Here is a 16,716-nt window from a genome sequence, read left to right on the forward strand (position 1 = left end):
CCCTCTGGCCTCGCTCTTTAGGATCTCTCCCAGCTATCGATATGGCCCTATTGCCGGGCACTCTTTTAAGGAATTCGTACCTTGTCTCTCTCTATCGAGGCGCTGCGCCGCCGTCTCCCTGCCTGCATGAATCTCGACGCCCGCCGTCTCTCCAGCCGTTTGCACGGGGCCAAGAAGCTGCCCGAGGGCAAACAGGCTGCCGTACTCGAGACCATCGCCGCCGATCTGGATGCGGCACAGGCGCGCTACCAATCCCGTTTGGCGGGTGTGCCCAAGGTCACCTATCCGGACAACTTGCCGGTCAGCCAGAAGCAGGTGGAGATCGCCAAAGCCATTGAAGAGCATCAAGTGGTGATCATCGCCGGCGAAACCGGCTCGGGCAAAACCACCCAGATCCCCAAGATCTGTCTGGCGCTCGGGCGCGGGGTGAAGGGCTTCATCGGCCACACCCAGCCACGTCGTCTGGCGGCCCGTACCGTGGCGGCCCGTATTGCCGAAGAGATGGAGTCCGAACTCGGCCACTACGTGGGCTACAAGGTGCGCTTTACCGATCAGGTGAGCGAGCAGACCCACATCAAGCTGATGACCGACGGTATCCTGCTGGCGGAGATCCAGAACGACCGGATGCTGACCCAGTACGACACCATCATCATCGATGAGGCCCACGAGCGCAGCCTCAACATCGACTTCATTCTGGGCTACCTCAAGCAGCTGCTGCCAAAGCGCCCCGATCTCAAGGTGATCATCACCTCGGCTACTATCGACCCACAACGTTTCTCCCGCCATTTCAACAAGGCGCCGGTGATCGAGGTTTCCGGTCGCACCTACCCGGTGGAGGTGCGCTACCGCCCGCTATTTGTTGATAAAAAAAGCAGTGACAAGAGTGAAGGGCTGGAAGAGCGCGACGAGCTGCAGGGGATCTTCGATGCGGTGGAAGAGCTGGCCCGCGAAGGGCTAGGGGACATCCTCATCTTCATGAACGGCGAGCGGGAGATCCGCGATACCGCCGATGCCCTGCGCAAGCTCAACCTGCGCGACACCGAGGTGCTGCCGCTCTACGCCCGCCTCTCCAACGCCGAGCAGAACAAGGTGTTCCAGCAACACGCCGGGCGGCGCATCGTGCTGGCCACCAACGTGGCTGAGACCTCGCTGACAGTGCCGGGCATTCGTTACGTCATCGATCCGGGCACCGCCCGCATCAGCCGCTACTCCTGGCGCACCAAGGTGCAGCGCCTGCCCATCGAGCCGGTCTCCCAGGCCAGTGCCAACCAGCGTAAGGGTCGCTGCGGCCGGGTGGCGGACGGTATCTGTATCCGCCTCTACTCGGAGGAGGATTTCAACGGCCGCCCGGCCTTCACCGACCCCGAGATCCTGCGCACCAACCTGGCATCCGTCATTCTGCAGATGCTGGCGCTCGGCCTTGGCAACATGGAGGCGTTCCCGTTCGTCGAGCCACCCGAGTCACGCCATATCAAGGACGGCCTGACCCTGCTCAAAGAGCTGGAGGCGGTGCGCGAGCTGCCCGCCACCGGCGATCGTGAAGCGAAACTGCAGCTGACCGAGACCGGTCGCCAGCTCTCGCGCATCCCCCTTGATCCGCGTCTGGCGAAGATGGTGATCAGCGCGGCGCAGACCGGCTGCCTGAGCGAGGTGATGGTGATCACCGCTGCCCTCAGCATTCAGGATCCCCGCGAGCGGCCCATGGAGAAGAAGCAGGCCGCCGATGAGCAGCACAGACGCTTTGAGGACAAGGATTCCGACTTCCTCGCTTTCGTTAACCTCTGGAACTATCTGAAAGAGCAGCAAGATGCCCTTGGCAGCAATCCGTTCCGCCGCATGTGCCAGAAGGAGTTTCTCTCCTACCTGCGGGTGCGCGAATGGCAGGACATCCATTTCCAGCTGCGCCAGACGGTCAAGGAGCTTGGTTTTAAAGCCAACCATGAACCGGCAGATTTCAAGACGGTGCACTGCGCCCTGTTGACCGGCCTCTTGAGCCACATCGGCAACAAGGATCTGGAAAAACCTGAATTCCTCGGCGCCCGCAACGGCCGCTTCCACCTGTTCCCGGCCTCGGGTCTGTTCAAGAAGCCGCCCAAGTGGGTGATGGCCGCAGAATTGGTGGAAACCTCGCGCCTCTACGCCCGCATCAACGCCAAGATTGAACCCGAGTGGGTGGAGCCGCTGGCGGGCCACCTCATCAAGCTGCACCACAGCGACCCCCACTGGTCGAAGAAAAACGGCGCCGTGATGGCCAAGGAGAAGGTGACGCTTTATGGCCTGACTCTGGTCAATGAGCGCACCATCAACTTCAGCCGCATCGATCCGACGCTGTGCCGCGAGCTGTTTATCCGCCGCGCCCTGGTGGAGGGGGATTTCGAGACTCGCCACCGCTTCTTAAGCGATAACCGCAAGCTCCTGGCCGAGGTGGAGGCGCTGGAGCACAAGTCTCGTCGGCGCGACATCCTGGTGGATGACGAGGATCTATTCCGCTTCTACGATGCCCGCTTGCCGGAGGATGTGATATCAAGCCGCCACTTCGACAAGTGGTGGAAAGAGGCGCAAAAGCAGGACGCCGAGCTGCTCAACTTCGAAAAAGAGATGCTGATGAAGGGGGATGCGGCCCACATCAGCGATCTCGACTACCCCAACTTCTGGCAGCAGGGGCGCCTCAAGCTCAAGCTGACCTATCAGTTCGAGCCGGGGGAGGCGGCGGATGGCGTGACGCTGCATATTCCGCTGCCGCTCCTGAACCAGGTGGAGGTGAAGGGGTTCGAGTGGCTGATCCCGGGGCTGCGTCACGAGCTGTTGGTGGCCCTCATCAAGTCGATGCCAAAGCCGATGCGCAAGAACTTTGTGCCGGCGCCCAACTATGCCGATGCGCTGCTCGCCAGCATCAACCCCGAGCAGGGGCCGCTGCTGGACGAGATGGAGCGCCAGCTGCGCCGCATGACTGGCGTGACCGTGCCCCGTGAATCCTGGGACTGGGCTGCGGTGCCCGATCACCTGAAACTCACCTTCCGGGTGGTGGACGACAAACACAAGAAGGTGGCGGAAGGAAAAGATCTGGAGGCCTTGAAAGAGTCGCTGCGTGGCAAGGTGCAGGAGACCCTGTCACAAGTGGCGGACGATGATATCGAGCAGTCCGGTCTCACTCTGTGGAGCTTTGGCGAGCTCCCGCAAGAGTACAGCCAGAAGCGCGGCGGATTCGAGGTGAAGGCCTATCCGGCGTTGGTAGACGAGAAGGATTCGGTCGCCATCCAGCTGGTGGAGAGCCCGGTGGTGCAGCAGCAGCTGATGTGGGCCGGTCAGCGCCGGCTGGTGCTGCTCAACGTGCCATCCCCCATCAAATACCTGCAGGAGAAGCTGCCCAATAAAGCCAAGCTGGGGCTCTATTTCAACCCGTTTGGCAAGGTGGCGGAACTGATTGACGACTGCATCGCCTGCGGATGTGACAAGCTGATCGAGCAGCATGGCGGGTTGGCCTGGGATGAGGCCGGTTTCGAGGCGCTCAAGGAGTATGTTCGCGCCGAGCTCAACGATGCGGTGGTGGAGGTGGCCAAGCAGGTGGAAGCCGTGCTGACGCTGTCCCATGAGATCAAGAAGCGGCTCAAGGGCAAGATGCAGCTCGATACCGCCTTTGCCATGTCCGATATCCAGCAGCAGCTCGGCAACCTTATCCACAAAGGCTTTGTCACCGAGACCGGCTGGCAGCGGCTGCCTGACTTGCTGCGTTACCTGCGGGCCATCGAACGACGTCTGGAGAAGCTGGCCATCGATCCCAACCGGGATCGGGTCTACATGCTCAAGGTGCACAGTGTTGAGTCGGAGTACAAGGCGCTGCTGGCCAAGATCCCCAAATCCCAGCTTATTCCCACCGAGGTGGCCAATATCCGCTGGATGATCGAGGAGCTGCGGGTGTCGTTTTTTGCCCAGAATCTGGGGACCCCCTATCCGGTCTCCGATAAACGGGTGCTGAACGCTATCGCTCAGTGCTAATCTGCTGTAAAGGAGAGGGGCCGGAGCCGTGTTGCCGGCCGGTTGGACGCTGACGGAGGAGCAAGGATGCTTGGAATCTGGTTAGGGATGGCGATGGTCAACATCAGTGGCTATCAACCCATTGCTGAGCAAACCTGGGTGCAACTGAACCCGGAATACTACCCGCTGCAACGCACCCCGCCCGCCATGTTCGTGGCCTGGCGGGGCAATCAATTTCCCACCCTGGAACTCAAGAAGAAGAAGGGGCGTTGGCAGGTGCTGTTTCCGGCCAGGCTGGTGCCACCGTTCGATCTGTTCGAAGGGGAGGCCGAGCTCTCCAAGGCCTATCTGGCCAGGTTAAGGCGCATTGACGAGGCGGCCTACGGGCTGGCACCCGTTGCGGTTCCCCCTTACCAGCACCATGCGCAGCAAGAGGTGGCCACCCTTGGCGTACCCTTCATGGCCGAGTTTGCCGCGCCGCAGCGACCAGGTCAGCCCCGTAGCAATAGTACAGAGGATGCCGAGCCCCTGCTGGCCGTTCTGAATCTGCGAGCAGCGGACTGGCAAGCGCCTGCGACACTGCTTGCTCAAGCAGGTGAGGGGCAGGATCCCGCGCTGGTTTCACTGGCGAGCGAGCCGACCGGCAGTACCCTCACGCTGGCGGCGCCAGCGGCGGGTGGCAAACGGGTATGTCATCAGGTTGCGGCGGGGGAGACGCTCTGGCGCATCGCCGCCATGCTGGCCCAGAGCGGTACCGTGACGGGGGCGGCAGGGGATACCTACAGCTATCTGCTGGCCATCGTCGATGACAATCGGGCGCTGATGGGCAACGGCATTCGGGTCAAGGCCGGAGACACCCTGTATTGTCCGGCGCCGCAGACCCTGGCCCGCTTCGATGCCCTTAGCCCGGCTCAGCGCCAGCTGCGCTTTGCCCGGTTGGAGCAGGGGCGTTAAGGTCTCTTGTCACTGTTCGGGGCCCGTGATAGTATGCGCCCTCGTTTTGCGAGGTGCTGACCGGTCGCAGTCAACACCATACATTCATCTATATGAGATAAACATTATGTCTTTCGTATTCCAAGCTGAAGTCCGTTCTGACCTGGGGAAAGGTGCGAGCCGCCGCCTGCGTCATGCTGACCAAGTTCCTGCCATCGTTTACGGTGCAGGTAAAGAAGCCCAGTCCATCACCGTTGACCACAAGAAATTCATCCTGGCCCAAGAAAAGCCGGAATTCTACGAGTCTGTACTGACTCTGGTTATCAACGGCGAAGAAGTTAACGTGAAAGTGAAGGCTATCCAGCGTCACCCGGTACGTTACAAGCTGGTTCACCTGGACTTCGTTCGCGTTTAATCGACAGCGAACGTTCCAGTAAAGAGGCCACCCAAACGGGTGGCCTCTTTGTTTTTACAGCATTTTTCCCCGATAAAAATAAAATACTCAAATAGTACTGTTAGTCTTTACTTGTAGGCATGATTGACAGCAGCACACCAACTGTGATGCTCTGGCATCTATAAAGTATTCGAACAAGTCCAAATACGGGGTAATGTTGACCGTGATGAAGGGAATCATACGGGGATATTTCCTGCTGTTCACACCCATTCTGGTACTGGTTTTAGTGGGTGGGTATCTGCTGGGTGACGCACTGATCGAGCGCGAGCTCTACCGTGTACGTAGCGACGAGAGCACCTTCCTGTCGCTTGCCAGCGGTCGTCTCGATGACGAACTGGCGGTACCGCTGCGCCATGTGCGCAGCATGTCTGAAGAGCCCATCCTGCTCGAGGCGGCGGGTCGCAACGAGCGTGACAACATTGCCGCCCAGTTTACCGTGCTGATGAACCGCAATCCTGACTATGCCCAGGTACGCTGGCTGGCGCCGGATGGCATGGAGTTGGTGCGCTTCAATCGTCAGGGCCAGCATCTGCAGCGTGTGCCCGATGACCAGCTGCAAAACAAAAAGGATCGTTACTATTTCCGCGATGCCATGGCGCTGCCCTGGGAGCGGATCTACGTCTCGCCGCTCGATCTCAACGTCGAGCAGGGAGTGATCGATCGCCCCTTCAATTCCATGATCCGTATTGCCAAACGCCTGCGCCTGGGGGATCGCGATCTGGGCTTGCTGCTCATCAACGTGCAGGCCGGCCGTATGCTCAAGGTATTTGCCAACAGCAGTGGCAGGGCCGCCGATCACACCATGCTGCTCAATCAGGATGGCTATTGGCTGCGCAGCCCGGATCCGGCACAAGAGTGGGGCTTCATGCTCGAGCGTCCGGACCTCACCTTGAAGCAGTATTCTCCCCAGGCCTGGCAGGCATTCTTGGGGGCTTCGAGCGGCCAGGTTGAGCTCGCCGACGGTCTGTGGAGCTGGACCACGCTGTACCCGGCACTGAATCACGATCAGCTGGCCTGGAAGGCTGCCTCCATGGTGCCACGCAGCGAGCTGCTGGCCATTCGCACTCATATCTGGGGGATCATCTCGGCCACTTGCGCCATCTTGCTGTTGCTGTTCGGCGCCGCAGTGGCCTCGCTGGTGCTCAGCCGGCATCGGGAGCAGCTGGCGCAGCAGGAGGCGGCCAGATTGGCGCGGGTCAAAGGGGATTTCATCGCCAACATGAGCCACGAGATCCGCACCCCCATGAACGCCATCATGGGGCTGGCCTACCTGCTCGAGCAGGGGGGACTCGACGATGGCCAGCGCGCCCTGGTGCGCAAGATCCATCAGGCCGGGCAGGCTCTGCTTGGGATCATCAACGACATCCTCGATTTCTCCAAGATTGAATCGGGCCGGCTCGAGCTCGAGCAGGTGCCATTCAGCCTGGAAGAGGTGCTCGATCATGTGGCGGCCATCATGTCCACCTGCGTTGGCAACAAGCACCTCGAGCTGGTGGTGAGCAGCGCCCCTGAGCAGGCCGCTCACCTGGTTGGGGACGCCCTGCGCCTCGAGCAGGTATTGCTCAACCTGACCGGCAACGCCATCAAGTTCACCGAGCGCGGGGAGGTGGAAGTCAAGGTCGAGCTGGAAGCCGAGCAAGACGGCATGGCCACCTTGCTGTTTCGGGTGCGCGATACCGGGATCGGCATTCCGCCCGAGCAGCAGGCCAACATCTTCAATGCCTTCTCCCAGGCCGACTCCTCTACCAGCCGCCGTTTTGGGGGAACCGGGCTCGGCCTGACCATCAGTCGCCGTCTGGTGAACCTGATGGGGGGCGACATCGGCGTCACCAGCGAACTGGGCAAGGGGAGCGAGTTCTGGTTTCGTGTCCGGCTGGAACAGGTAGAGCGGCCAGAGGCCTTCCACGAGCGGTTGCAGCACGTCTCGCTGCTTATCGCCGACGACAATCAGGTAACCCGCGACACCCTGTCGATGACGGTGGGCTCCCTCGGTTGGCAGTCACGGGTGGTGGAGTCGGGCGAGCAGGCCTTGCACCATCTGCTGCGTCAGGGGGAGCGTTTCGATGTGATCCTGCTCGACTGGATCATGCCGGGCATGGACGGTCTCGAGACCTGCGTGGCCATTCGCCAAGCCTTCGAGCAGCAGGATCGCTCGCCCATCATCATCATGGCAACGGCCTATTCCCAGGAAGAGCTGATGCGCCGCCCCGGCTCGGAGCAGGTGGATCTGGTGCTGCACAAGCCGTTCACCGGCTCCAGCCTCTACAACGCGGTGGCACGCCTCATCCATGAGAAGCGCGAGCATGTGGATCTGCTGGAGAGTGGCCAGCGCCGTCTGCGCCTGCCTGGCGTTCACATACTGCTGGTCGATGACAGCGACATCAACCTGGAGGTGGCAACCCGCTTGCTGCAGCGGGAGGGGGCCGAGGTGATCACCGCCATCGACGGGGAGCGGGCCCTGACCTGTCTTGCCGACCCGGCGCAACGTATCGATCTGGTGCTCATGGACGTGCAGATGCCGGTGATGGATGGCTACGAGGCGACCCGTCGCCTGCGCCAGCTGCCGGGACACAAGGAGACGCCCGTGCTGGCACTCACCGCCGGGGTGTTCAAGGATCAACGCGAGGCAGCGCTGGCCTGCGGCATGAACGATTTCATCGCCAAGCCGCTGGACGTGGAGCAGCTCATCGCGACCCTGCTGCGTTACCTGCCCGACAGCGTGGTGCCGCTCACGATCAACGACGTGCCACCTGCCGTGGAGCCGGTGGCCGGCATTGACATCGATACCGGGCTTCGCAACTGGGGCGAGGCCTCTGTCTATCTCAAATACCTGCGGCGATTTCGCGATGACTACATGACGGTCGGTACCGTGCTGCCGGACTACATCGCCCAGCACGAGACTGATGCGGCCGCGAGCCTGACACACAAGCTCAAGGGGGTGGCGGGCAGTCTGTCGCTCACCGATGTGGCGCGCATCAGTGCAGAACTGAATGAGGCCATCGAGCAGGGAGGGGACACCAGCCAGTTGATGGCCCCCTTCTTGGAGGCGCTGGAACGGGCGCAGCAGGCCATCGACCTCTATGCCGGACGCGAGCCGGGGGCCGTCAGCTCCCCGTTGGCGCAGGGTGAGGCGCAGGAGGTGTGCCTGCACGCCCTGCGTGAGGCCCTGATGAGCGAGGATCTGGAACTGATTGAACCGGCGCTGGGCCAGGCCAAGAGTTACTTGCCTGCTGAGCTGGTGAGCGAGATCAGTGCGGCCCTGGAGCTGTTCGATATCCAGCTCGCGACCTGCAAGCTGGAGGGGTATCTGGACAATCGGGAGACACCTGGATCATGAATCGACCGCGAGTGTTGATCATCGACGACGAGCCGAGCAACCTCGGTCTGTTGCGGCAAATCCTCAAGGAGGAGTACAGCCTCTTTTTTGCCAAGGGCGGCGAGGAGGGGCTGGCCGCCGTGGCGCGCCACGAACCGGCCCTGATCCTGCTTGACGTGCGCATGCCTGACATGGACGGCTACGAGGTGTGCCGTAGGCTTAAAGCCGATCCGGCCCATGCCGGGATCCCGGTGCTGTTCATCACGGCGAGCGACAACCCGGACAGCGAGAGCCAGGGGTTCGAGGCGGGCGGGGTGGATTACATTTACAAGCCGGTTTGCCCAAGCACGGTGCGCGCCCGGGTGCGCACTCACCTCTCGCTGGTACGGCTCGATCAGCTCGAGCGCAGCTACCGCACCGCCATCGTGATGCTGAGCGAGGCGGGTCACTACAACGACACCGACACCGGGGTACATATCTGGCGCATGGCCGCCTATGCCCGAGCCCTGGCCGACGCGGCGGGCTGGAGTGCGGATCAGTCCGAGTTACTGGAGCTGGCGGCCCCCATGCACGACATGGGCAAAATTGGGATCCCCGATCACATTCTCAAGAAGCCCGGTCCTCTCACCGAAGAGGAGTGGGCCATCATGCGCACCCATCCGCGCATCGGGTACGAAATCTTGAAGCGCTCAGACGGGCTCATCTTCCGCATGGCGGCGGAGATTGCCCTGCATCACCACGAGAAGTGGGACGGCTCGGGTTACCCTGCAGGAGAAACCGGCGAAGGGATCCCCGAGGCGTCGCGGATCGTGGCCATCGCCGATGTGTTTGACGCCCTGAGCGTGCGTCGCCCTTACAAGGAACCCTGGCCGTTGGAGCAGGTGCTGGCAACGATGCGTGACGGTGCCGGCCAGCACTTCGATCCCCGGCTGCTCGCCTGTTTTCTCGAGATCATGCCGGAGATCTTGCGCCTCAAGGCCCAGTGGGACACCCGCGAGGAGCGGGGGATCACCAGATAGGTTGTGTCAGGTAGGGATTGCTTGCCTGCTCGCGGCCGAATGTCGAGCTGGGACCGTGGCCGGGGATGAAGACGATGTCATCGCCAAGGGGCAGCAGGATCTCGGTGATCGACTTGATGAGCGTCCCGTGATCGCCACGGGGAAAGTCGGTCCGACCTATGCTGCCGGCAAACAGCACGTCGCCCACCCAGGCAAGCCGCTCGGTTTGAGAGAGCAGCACCACATGGCCCGGGGTGTGACCAGGACAGAAGTACACCTCCAGCTCGCATTGACCCACCTTTACCTTGTCACCTTGCTCAAGCCAGTGATCCGGCGTGAACGCGGGGGTATGGGCGAAGCCGAACATCTGGCTCTGCTGGGGCAGCATGTCGAGCCAGAACGCATCCTCTTTGTGGGGGCCGGTGATGGCCACCCCGGTTTTCTCCCGCAGCTCGGCAGCGGCACCCACGTGATCCAGATGACCGTGAGTCAGCAGGATATGGGTCAGGGTCAGCCCGCGTTTGGCGATGGCGGTCAGCAGCTTGTCCGCTTCGCCGCCCGGATCGATGAGGGCGGCCTGATGGGTCTCGTCACACCAGATAAGGGAGCAGTTCTGGGCAAACTGGGTGACCGGGATCACCTCGAATTTCAACATATGGGGTCCTCTTGATGGGCCGCTGATTCAGGCGCGCTGCTCGGCAAAGAAGTCGAGGCAAGCCTGCTTGTCACCCTGGAAGATGATGCGTTCGCGCTTGTTGCCAAGCTGGTAAAGATACATGGGATCGTAATAGCGGGTCAGCAACAGGGTGATCCAGGCCAGGTGCAGCGAGGTATCACCGCTGCTGGCTTGCTCGGCGAGCGCGTTCTGCATCAGGGCGTCCAGCTCGCGATGGGCCTGATCGCCAAGCCGGCGCTTGAGTCTGGCCAGTGCATCGGTCAGGTAGGCGGCAAACAGCGGCCAGCCTGCTTCGGCGCCAAACATCGCCTGATAGCGCAGCCAGAGATCGTGCACATAGTCCTGGCGGATCTGTTCGGCGCGCTCTTCTTGCGGCACCTCGACCACCACCAGCGGCGCCTGGCTCATGGCATCGAACAGTGGATTGGGCAGGCAGCAGCGGCCGATGAGACGGCTCTCGTCTTCCACCACGAAAGCCTGCTCGCCCTGCTGGCGACGCTTGAGCAGCTCGATGGCCAGGTTGTTTTCAAAGTTGATGTTGCTGGGCTGGCCGCCGGGCAGCTGGCCAAACGACGACCCCCTGTGATGGGCATGGCCTTCCAGATCCAGTGCCTGGGCCACCTCGGCCAGCATGTGGGTCTTGCCGGAGCCGGTCATGCCGGTCAGCACGGTCCACTGGCACTCTGCGGCCGCCCCATCGAGGGTGTCGATGAGGAAGCGGCGCAGATCCTTGTAGCCGCCGGCGATCCGCGGGCGGGTGACCCCAGCTTCATGCAGCCACTGCTGCACCGTTTGTGAGCGCAGGCCGCCGCGAAAGCAGTAGAGCACGGCATCCGGTTGCTGGCGCAACTGGGCCAGCCAGCCCTCGAGGCGTTCGGCCCGCACCGTGCCACCGACCAGTTGATGGCCCAGTGCAATGGCGGCCGCCTGCCCCTGCTGCTTGAAGCAGGTACCGACCTGGGCCCGTTCATCATCCGTCATCAATGGCAGATTGGTTGAGCAGGGGAAGGCCCCCTCCTTGAACTCGATGGGGGCGCGCAGGTCGATGAGCGGAACGTCATCCAGAAAAATCCGGGCGTAATCCGTGGCCAGTGGCAGTGCACTCATTGGACAACCTCGATGAACTGGTTGCCGGTGCGGGCCTGCAGCTGGCCGATGGGGGAGAGGGTCAGCCCTGCCTGTGCGGCAATGGCAAGGAGCTCGGCTTCACTTTCTTTACCGACGGCTACCAGCAGGCCGCCGCTGGTCTGCGGGTCGCACAGGATGTTGCGGGTGCGATCATCCATGGCGTCCAGCTTGTCGCCATAGGAGTCGAAGTTGCGCAGGGTACCGCCCGGTACGCAGCCCTCACTCAGGTAGTAATCTACCTCGTCCAGCAGCGGCAGCGCCTTGAAGTCCAGACGGGCACTGACGCCGGACCCTTCGCACATTTCCAGCAGATGGCCGGCCAGACCAAAGCCGGTCACGTCGGTCATGGCATGCACACCGGGCAGCTCGGCAAAGCGCTGGCCAATCTTGTTGAGGGTGCACATGGCGTTGGGGGCCAGCTGCTCGTGCTCGGGTTTGAGCTTGCCCTTCTTCTGGGCGGTGGTGAGGATGCCGATGCCAAGCGGCTTGGTCAGATAGAGGGTGTCGCCCACCTTGGCGGTGTCGTTCTGCTTGATGGCATTGAGCGGCACGATACCGGTCACCGCGAGGCCGAAGATGGGCTCGGGGGCATCGATGCTGTGGCCGCCGGCCAGAGAAATACCCGCTTCGTGGCACACCTGACGGCCGCCGTCGATCACCTGCTGGGCCACTTCCGGCGCCAGGGTGTTGATGGGCCAGCCGAGGATGGCGATGGCGACGATGGGTTTGCCACCCATGGCGTAGATGTCGCTGATGGCGTTGGTGGCGGCGATGCGGCCGAAGGTGAAGGGATCATCGACGATGGGCATGAAGAAGTCGGTGGTGGAGACGATACCCTGACCGTTGCCGATATCGACCACGGCCGCGTCATCCTTGCTGCTGTTGCCGACCACCAGCGTCGGGTCGTCAAAGCCCGGGATCTGGCTCTTGAGAATGGTGTCGAGGACCTTGGGAGAGATTTTGCAGCCGCAGCCAGCGCCGTGGCTGTATTGGGTCAGACGAATGGAAGACATACTTTCCCCTTGTGTGTGCAAACTTGCGTGTACAAATAAGTGCAGCGGCTCTGTGGAGCCGTCAAATGTGCGCGTATGCGCGCGAAATTCGGGTGGCCTTGGCTGGCTTTGAGCGCAGCGATGTCAGGCAGCCGTGCAAGGCAGTCTGGCAGGACGGGGGAGGAGAGGCGACAGATGCGCCGGCGCAGCCCCGCCAAGGGCCACAGGACGGGCCATTATGCCACAAATGCCCTCTCTGGTTCGAACTGGAATTCACACAAAGCGCAGGGGATTGGCGGGAAAAATGAGAGAGGGGACAGCCTTCGCCATGCGCTGGCCGTGAGGCATATCCCCCTGTGTTGCCCCGATGAGGCCGAGCCTGTCTCACTTCGGGGCCATCTTTGGTGGGGAACTTAGCCGGCTTGCTCCATTACCGGCTGGCGAGCCTTGCCCCAGCGGCGCAGGCGCCGTTGCAGCGGCCGCTCCAGCAGGGTGTAGCTCAGCGCCGAGAGCCCGATCAGCACCGCCAGCATCAGCAAGGTGGCCACTACCCCCAGCAGCGGGTTGGTCTGGCCATACCACCACGCGGTGATCCCCGGCGCCAGATAGTGGATGAGCTCGCAGCCGGTGAGCAGCACCAGCGCGTGCAGCAGGTAGATGGAGTAGGAGAGATCCCCCAGCCAGTTGGTGAAGCGGTTGTCCAGCAGGCGCAGCAGCGGGCTCTGGCGATCGCCCTGGCAGGCGGCAACCCAGATCAGCAACACGTAGGCGCTGATCAGCAGCAGGGTCAGCTGCGGCGTCATGGTGAACTGCATCAGAGCGAAGGGGAGCAGAAAGGCGAGCAGCAGCGGCAGATCCCGCTGCATCATGGGCCACTGCTGGGCGGCCTTGACCTTCGGCAGCAGCCAGAGGCCGAGCACGAATTCACTCACCCCGCGCCCGATGGCCAGCGCCCCGCTGGTGACATCCAGGGTACCCTGGCTGTGCACGATAAAGGCCAGCACCGTCAGGGCCAGCAAGGGGGCGAGGTTGCTCCAGCGGCTGCGGGTGACGGCGAGCGGAATGAGCAGCGGAAACAGCAGATAGCTGATCCACTCCACGCTGAGCGACCAGGCGGCGAAGTTCCAGGTCAATCCGTGATCGGTCACCACCTGCAGCAGCAACAGGCTGCTTGGCAACGCCTCGGCCGGGGTAAAGGGGGAGCCAAAAGGAGGCATTCCCTCCCACTCCCACATCTTGAACAGGGGGCCGGCGTAGAAGCCAATCCCATGGTGGGCCTTGTAGAGCTCCCAGCCCAGCAGCAGCAGCAGGGTCACCAGGTAGAGGGGATAAACCCGGGTCAGCCGCAGCCAGAGGAAGCGGCCATAACCGATGGTGCGGGGCGAGCGGGCGAAGCCTTCCCCGTAGACATGGGCCAGCACCAACCCGCTCAAAATAAAGAACAGATCGACCCAGAGGTAGCCGTTCTCGATGAGTTGGGTGTGGCCGGCGATCGACTCCATCCACTGGGGAAAGAGCAGCAAGCGGGCGTGGAACAGCACCACCATCAGGGCAGCGATGCCCCGTAGCGGCGTCAACAGCGGCAATGATTGATTCATGACGGGATCCTTGATGATGTTCAGCTTGGCCTGACATCGATTTTTGTTGTGGTGCCGCTCATCAACCCTGATGAGTCGGCTGCCCAGGCTTGGCGGCCACAGGCGGGATCACCCTACCTAAAAGAGAGCCATACGGGTGTGATTTTCGTCATGAATGCGCATTTATCATCCAAAAACCAGCAAGGGATCCGCGCTGCAGCGAAGGTGAGAGGGGATCTAGACTAGGGAAGTCATCCATCAGCGTGCAAGGATTGTCCCGATGAAACTCTATGCCCATCCTTTCTCATCCTACAGCCAGAAGGTGTTGATCGCCCTCTACGAGAATGCCACCCCGTTCGAGTACCGGAATCTCGAAGAGCCGGCGGCCAACGCCGAACTTGCCGCCCTCTGGCCACTCAAGCGCTTCCCCGTGTTGCTCGATGACGGTCGCTGCATTCTCGAGAGCAGCACCATAGTCGCCCATCTGCAGGCGCACCACCGGGGCCCCGTCTGCCTGATCCCGCCTGGCGATGCGGGTCTGGAGGTGCATATGCTGGATCGCGTCTTCGATAACTATGTGATGACGCCGATGCAAAAAGTGGTGCTGGATGCGCTGCGCCCGATCGCGGATCGCGACCGTTATGGCGTAGCGGAGGCCCGCGAGCTGCTCGATCAGATCTACCCCTGGCTCGATCAGCGGCTCGAAGGACGCTACTGGATTGCCGGTGCAGACTTCACGCTGGCCGATTGCGCCGCCGCCCCCTCGCTCTTCTACGCCGACTGGGCCCACGAGATCCCCGCTGGATATGGCCGTCTGCGTGCCTATCGCGCCCGGTTGCTTAGCCATCCCTCCATCGTGCGGGTAGTGGAGGAGGCCAGGCCATTTCGGCACTACTTCCCGCTGGGCGCGCCGGCGCGTGATTGAGCGGGATGATTTGTTGCGGGCGGAATTATTGCCGCCCCGAGCAATGTGCGAGGTGGACAGGGGCATGGCGTGATCAACCGCAGGGAAAAAACAGTGATATTCATTCAGGTGAGTGAGTATGCGTTTATGGCCGATATTTCCCCGAGGAATTTTTAATGTTGATGCGTAATATTTCATGTTTTTGCATAAAGAAAATGCCGAACAGTCCCTGCCGGTGGGCTGTGTATGCCATGTCTGGGTGAAAGAGAGATGAGAAGCGGGCTAACGATGGGGCAATTCCAGATTGAGGATGGCTGTCGTCAGTTGAAGAGGAGAGACAGGAGCACCCATCGCTGCTGGTGGCAAAGTCGGGGGGCGGTTATCTCTTTGGCGGCCGCATGAAAAAAGCCCGCTTTGATCGCGGGCTTTTTGATGATTTGCCGGACGTCCTGGCCCGGATCTGGAACCGGGGACAGGGGGCAGCGCTGGTCTGCTCGGCTTAGCGGGCGCGCACCACCAGCCCCTTGAGGTAGAAGCCTTCCGGATAGGCGGTACCGATGGGGTGATCGGATGCCTGGGAGAGCAGCTCCAGGATCTGGGCGTCGCGACCGGCATCGAGCGCCGCATCGGCGACGATCTTCTGGAACAGGCTCTGCTCCATCAGGCCGGAGCAGGAGTAGGTCAAGAGCACGCCACCCGGTGCCAGCAGCTGGAACGCCAGCATGTTGATGTCTTTGTAGCCGCGACAGGCGCCCATCAGCTGGGCCTTGCTCTCGGCAAACTTGGGCGGATCCAGCACGATGACATCGAACTTCTCGCCCTTTTCGCGGTATTCACGCAGCAGCTTGAACACGTCGTGACGAACGAACTGGGTGTTGCTGGTATCCAGCCCGTTCAGCTCGGCGTTCTGGCGGGCGATATCCAGTGCATTCTGGGAGAGATCGACGTTGATCACTTCCTTGGCGCCGCCCTTGAGGGCGTAGACGCCAAAACCACCGGTGTAGCAGAAGCAGTTGAGCACCCGCTTGCCTTCGGTGTACTTGGCGGCAGCCTGGCGGTTGTCCCGCTGATCCAGATAGAAGCCGGTCTTGTGACCGTTGCGGATGTCCACCAGGATCTTGACGCCACCGTTCTCCTCGATGATCACGGGATCGGTCGGGGTCTCGCCATAGATGACACCGGTACGTTCCTTCAGCCCTTCCTTCTTGCGTACCGCCACGTCGGAGCGCTCATAGATGCTGCACTCGGGGTAGAGAGTGCGCAGCGCTTGCGTTATCAGCTCGCGCTGGAACTCGGCGCCGGCGGAGAGAATTTGGCACACCAGAAAGTCGGCATAACGGTCGATGGTCAGACCCGGCAGGCCGTCGGATTCGGCGGCACAGAGGCGATAGCCGGTGAGGCCTTGACGCTTGATGAGCCCATCGCGGGACTCCTGGGCGTATTTGAGGCGACGGATGAAGAAGTCGAGATCGACGGTTTCATCTTTGTCGAAGGTCCAGACCCGGGCACGGATCTGGGAGCTGCCGGACCAGGCACCGCGGGCGAGCCACTTGCCATCCTGGGTGTAGATCTCGACGGTATCGCCATCGATGGGGTTGCCCTGTACCCGCTCGATCCCTTTGGAGAAGATCCAGGGGTGGCGACGCAGCAGGGATTTTTCGCGGCCTTTGACGAGATAGATGGAAGCGCTCATGGGGGTTGCCAGATGGTCAAAAGAAAAGGGGCCACATTCTATGTGGCCCGCTGGCAAAACTCAAACAACC

At 61.7% G+C, this 16,716-nt stretch carries 11 protein-coding genes; 6 read left to right on the forward strand and 5 right to left on the reverse strand.

The annotated features are described in order from the left end of the window. Nucleotides 1-81: 81 nt before the first annotated feature. The 5 genes from hrpA to ACB032_RS05650 all read left to right on the forward strand — a co-directional run bounded on the left by hrpA (nt 82) and on the right by ACB032_RS05650 (nt 9,697). Complete coding sequence (hrpA, locus tag ACB032_RS05630; protein WP_371137534.1) at nt 82-3,996, forward strand: ATP-dependent RNA helicase HrpA; 3,915 nt, start codon at nt 82-84, stop codon at nt 3,994-3,996. Nucleotides 3,997-4,062: 66 nt separating this feature from the next. After that, on the forward strand, nt 4,063-4,929 hold the full coding sequence (locus ACB032_RS05635) for a hypothetical protein (RefSeq protein WP_102988762.1): 867 nt from the start codon (nt 4,063-4,065) through the stop codon (nt 4,927-4,929). Between the two features lie 106 nt (nt 4,930-5,035). Next, nucleotides 5,036-5,323 carry a 50S ribosomal protein L25 gene (gene rplY / locus ACB032_RS05640; protein WP_024945378.1) on the forward strand — a complete coding sequence of 96 codons (288 nt, stop codon included), beginning with the start codon at nt 5,036-5,038 and terminating at the stop codon, nt 5,321-5,323. Nucleotides 5,324-5,528: 205 nt separating this feature from the next. Further along, entirely contained in the window at nt 5,529-8,699 is a 3,171-nt protein-coding gene (locus tag ACB032_RS05645; protein ID WP_371137535.1) for a response regulator, read from the forward strand. Further along, a complete protein-coding gene (locus ACB032_RS05650; RefSeq protein WP_011706078.1) occupies nt 8,696-9,697 on the forward strand; it encodes an HD domain-containing phosphohydrolase in 1,002 nt (333 codons plus the stop codon). The genes ACB032_RS05645 and ACB032_RS05650 overlap by 4 nt, the downstream gene beginning before the upstream one ends. Here the strand turns inward: ACB032_RS05650 and ACB032_RS05655 are convergent. The 4 genes from ACB032_RS05655 to ACB032_RS05670 all read right to left on the reverse strand — a co-directional run bounded on the left by ACB032_RS05655 (nt 9,687) and on the right by ACB032_RS05670 (nt 14,070). Then, entirely contained in the window at nt 9,687-10,331 is a 645-nt protein-coding gene (locus ACB032_RS05655; protein ID WP_206817311.1) for an MBL fold metallo-hydrolase, read from the reverse strand. The two genes, ACB032_RS05650 and ACB032_RS05655, sit on opposite strands and share 11 nt — an antisense overlap. Before the next feature lie 27 nt (nt 10,332-10,358). Then, a complete protein-coding gene (gene mnmH / locus ACB032_RS05660; protein ID WP_206817309.1) occupies nt 10,359-11,459 on the reverse strand; it encodes a tRNA 2-selenouridine(34) synthase MnmH in 1,101 nt (366 codons plus the stop codon). Next, on the reverse strand, nt 11,456-12,493 hold the full coding sequence (gene selD, locus ACB032_RS05665; RefSeq protein WP_016350735.1) for a selenide, water dikinase SelD: 1,038 nt from the start codon (nt 12,491-12,493) through the stop codon (nt 11,456-11,458). The genes mnmH and selD overlap by 4 nt, the downstream gene beginning before the upstream one ends. 392 nt (nt 12,494-12,885) lie before the next feature. Further along, nucleotides 12,886-14,070, reverse strand: a complete 1,185-nt coding sequence (locus tag ACB032_RS05670; RefSeq protein WP_371137536.1) for an acyltransferase family protein — start codon at nt 14,068-14,070, stop codon at nt 12,886-12,888. A gap of 259 nt (nt 14,071-14,329) precedes the next feature. On the opposite strand from ACB032_RS05670, the gene ACB032_RS05675 reads away from it, so the two are divergent. Next, nucleotides 14,330-14,974: a glutathione S-transferase family protein gene (locus ACB032_RS05675; RefSeq protein ID WP_270812482.1), complete on the forward strand. Its 645-nt coding sequence runs from the start codon at nt 14,330-14,332 to the stop codon at nt 14,972-14,974. A gap of 478 nt (nt 14,975-15,452) precedes the next feature. Here the strand turns inward: ACB032_RS05675 and ACB032_RS05680 are convergent, their stop codons facing one another. Next, entirely contained in the window at nt 15,453-16,646 is a 1,194-nt protein-coding gene (locus ACB032_RS05680; protein ID WP_371137537.1) for a class I SAM-dependent methyltransferase, read from the reverse strand. Nucleotides 16,647-16,716: the final 70 nt, after the last annotated feature.

The sequence above is a fragment of the Aeromonas sp. S5(2024) genome (assembly GCF_041403025.1).
GTDB classification, from domain to species: Bacteria; Pseudomonadota; Gammaproteobacteria; order Enterobacterales; family Aeromonadaceae; genus Aeromonas; species Aeromonas hydrophila.

What these genes read in the sequence shown, in the direction of transcription:
- ACB032_RS05635 (WP_102988762.1), top strand. Translation starts at nt 4,063, where the DNA reads ATGCTTGGAATCTGGTTAGGGATGGCGATGGTCAACATCAGTGGCTAT.
- rplY (WP_024945378.1), top strand. Translation starts at nt 5,036, where the DNA reads ATGTCTTTCGTATTCCAAGCTGAAGTCCGTTCTGACCTGGGGAAAGGT.
- ACB032_RS05645 (WP_371137535.1), top strand. Translation starts at nt 5,529, where the DNA reads ATGAAGGGAATCATACGGGGATATTTCCTGCTGTTCACACCCATTCTG.
- ACB032_RS05650 (WP_011706078.1), top strand. Translation starts at nt 8,696, where the DNA reads ATGAATCGACCGCGAGTGTTGATCATCGACGACGAGCCGAGCAACCTC.
- ACB032_RS05655 (WP_206817311.1), bottom strand. Translation starts at nt 10,331, where the DNA reads ATGTTGAAATTCGAGGTGATCCCGGTCACCCAGTTTGCCCAGAACTGC.
- mnmH (WP_206817309.1), bottom strand. Translation starts at nt 11,459, where the DNA reads ATGAGTGCACTGCCACTGGCCACGGATTACGCCCGGATTTTTCTGGAT.
- selD (WP_016350735.1), bottom strand. Translation starts at nt 12,493, where the DNA reads ATGTCTTCCATTCGTCTGACCCAATACAGCCACGGCGCTGGCTGCGGC.
- ACB032_RS05670 (WP_371137536.1), bottom strand. Translation starts at nt 14,070, where the DNA reads ATGAATCAATCATTGCCGCTGTTGACGCCGCTACGGGGCATCGCTGCC.
- ACB032_RS05675 (WP_270812482.1), top strand. Translation starts at nt 14,330, where the DNA reads ATGAAACTCTATGCCCATCCTTTCTCATCCTACAGCCAGAAGGTGTTG.
- ACB032_RS05680 (WP_371137537.1), bottom strand. Translation starts at nt 16,646, where the DNA reads ATGAGCGCTTCCATCTATCTCGTCAAAGGCCGCGAAAAATCCCTGCTG.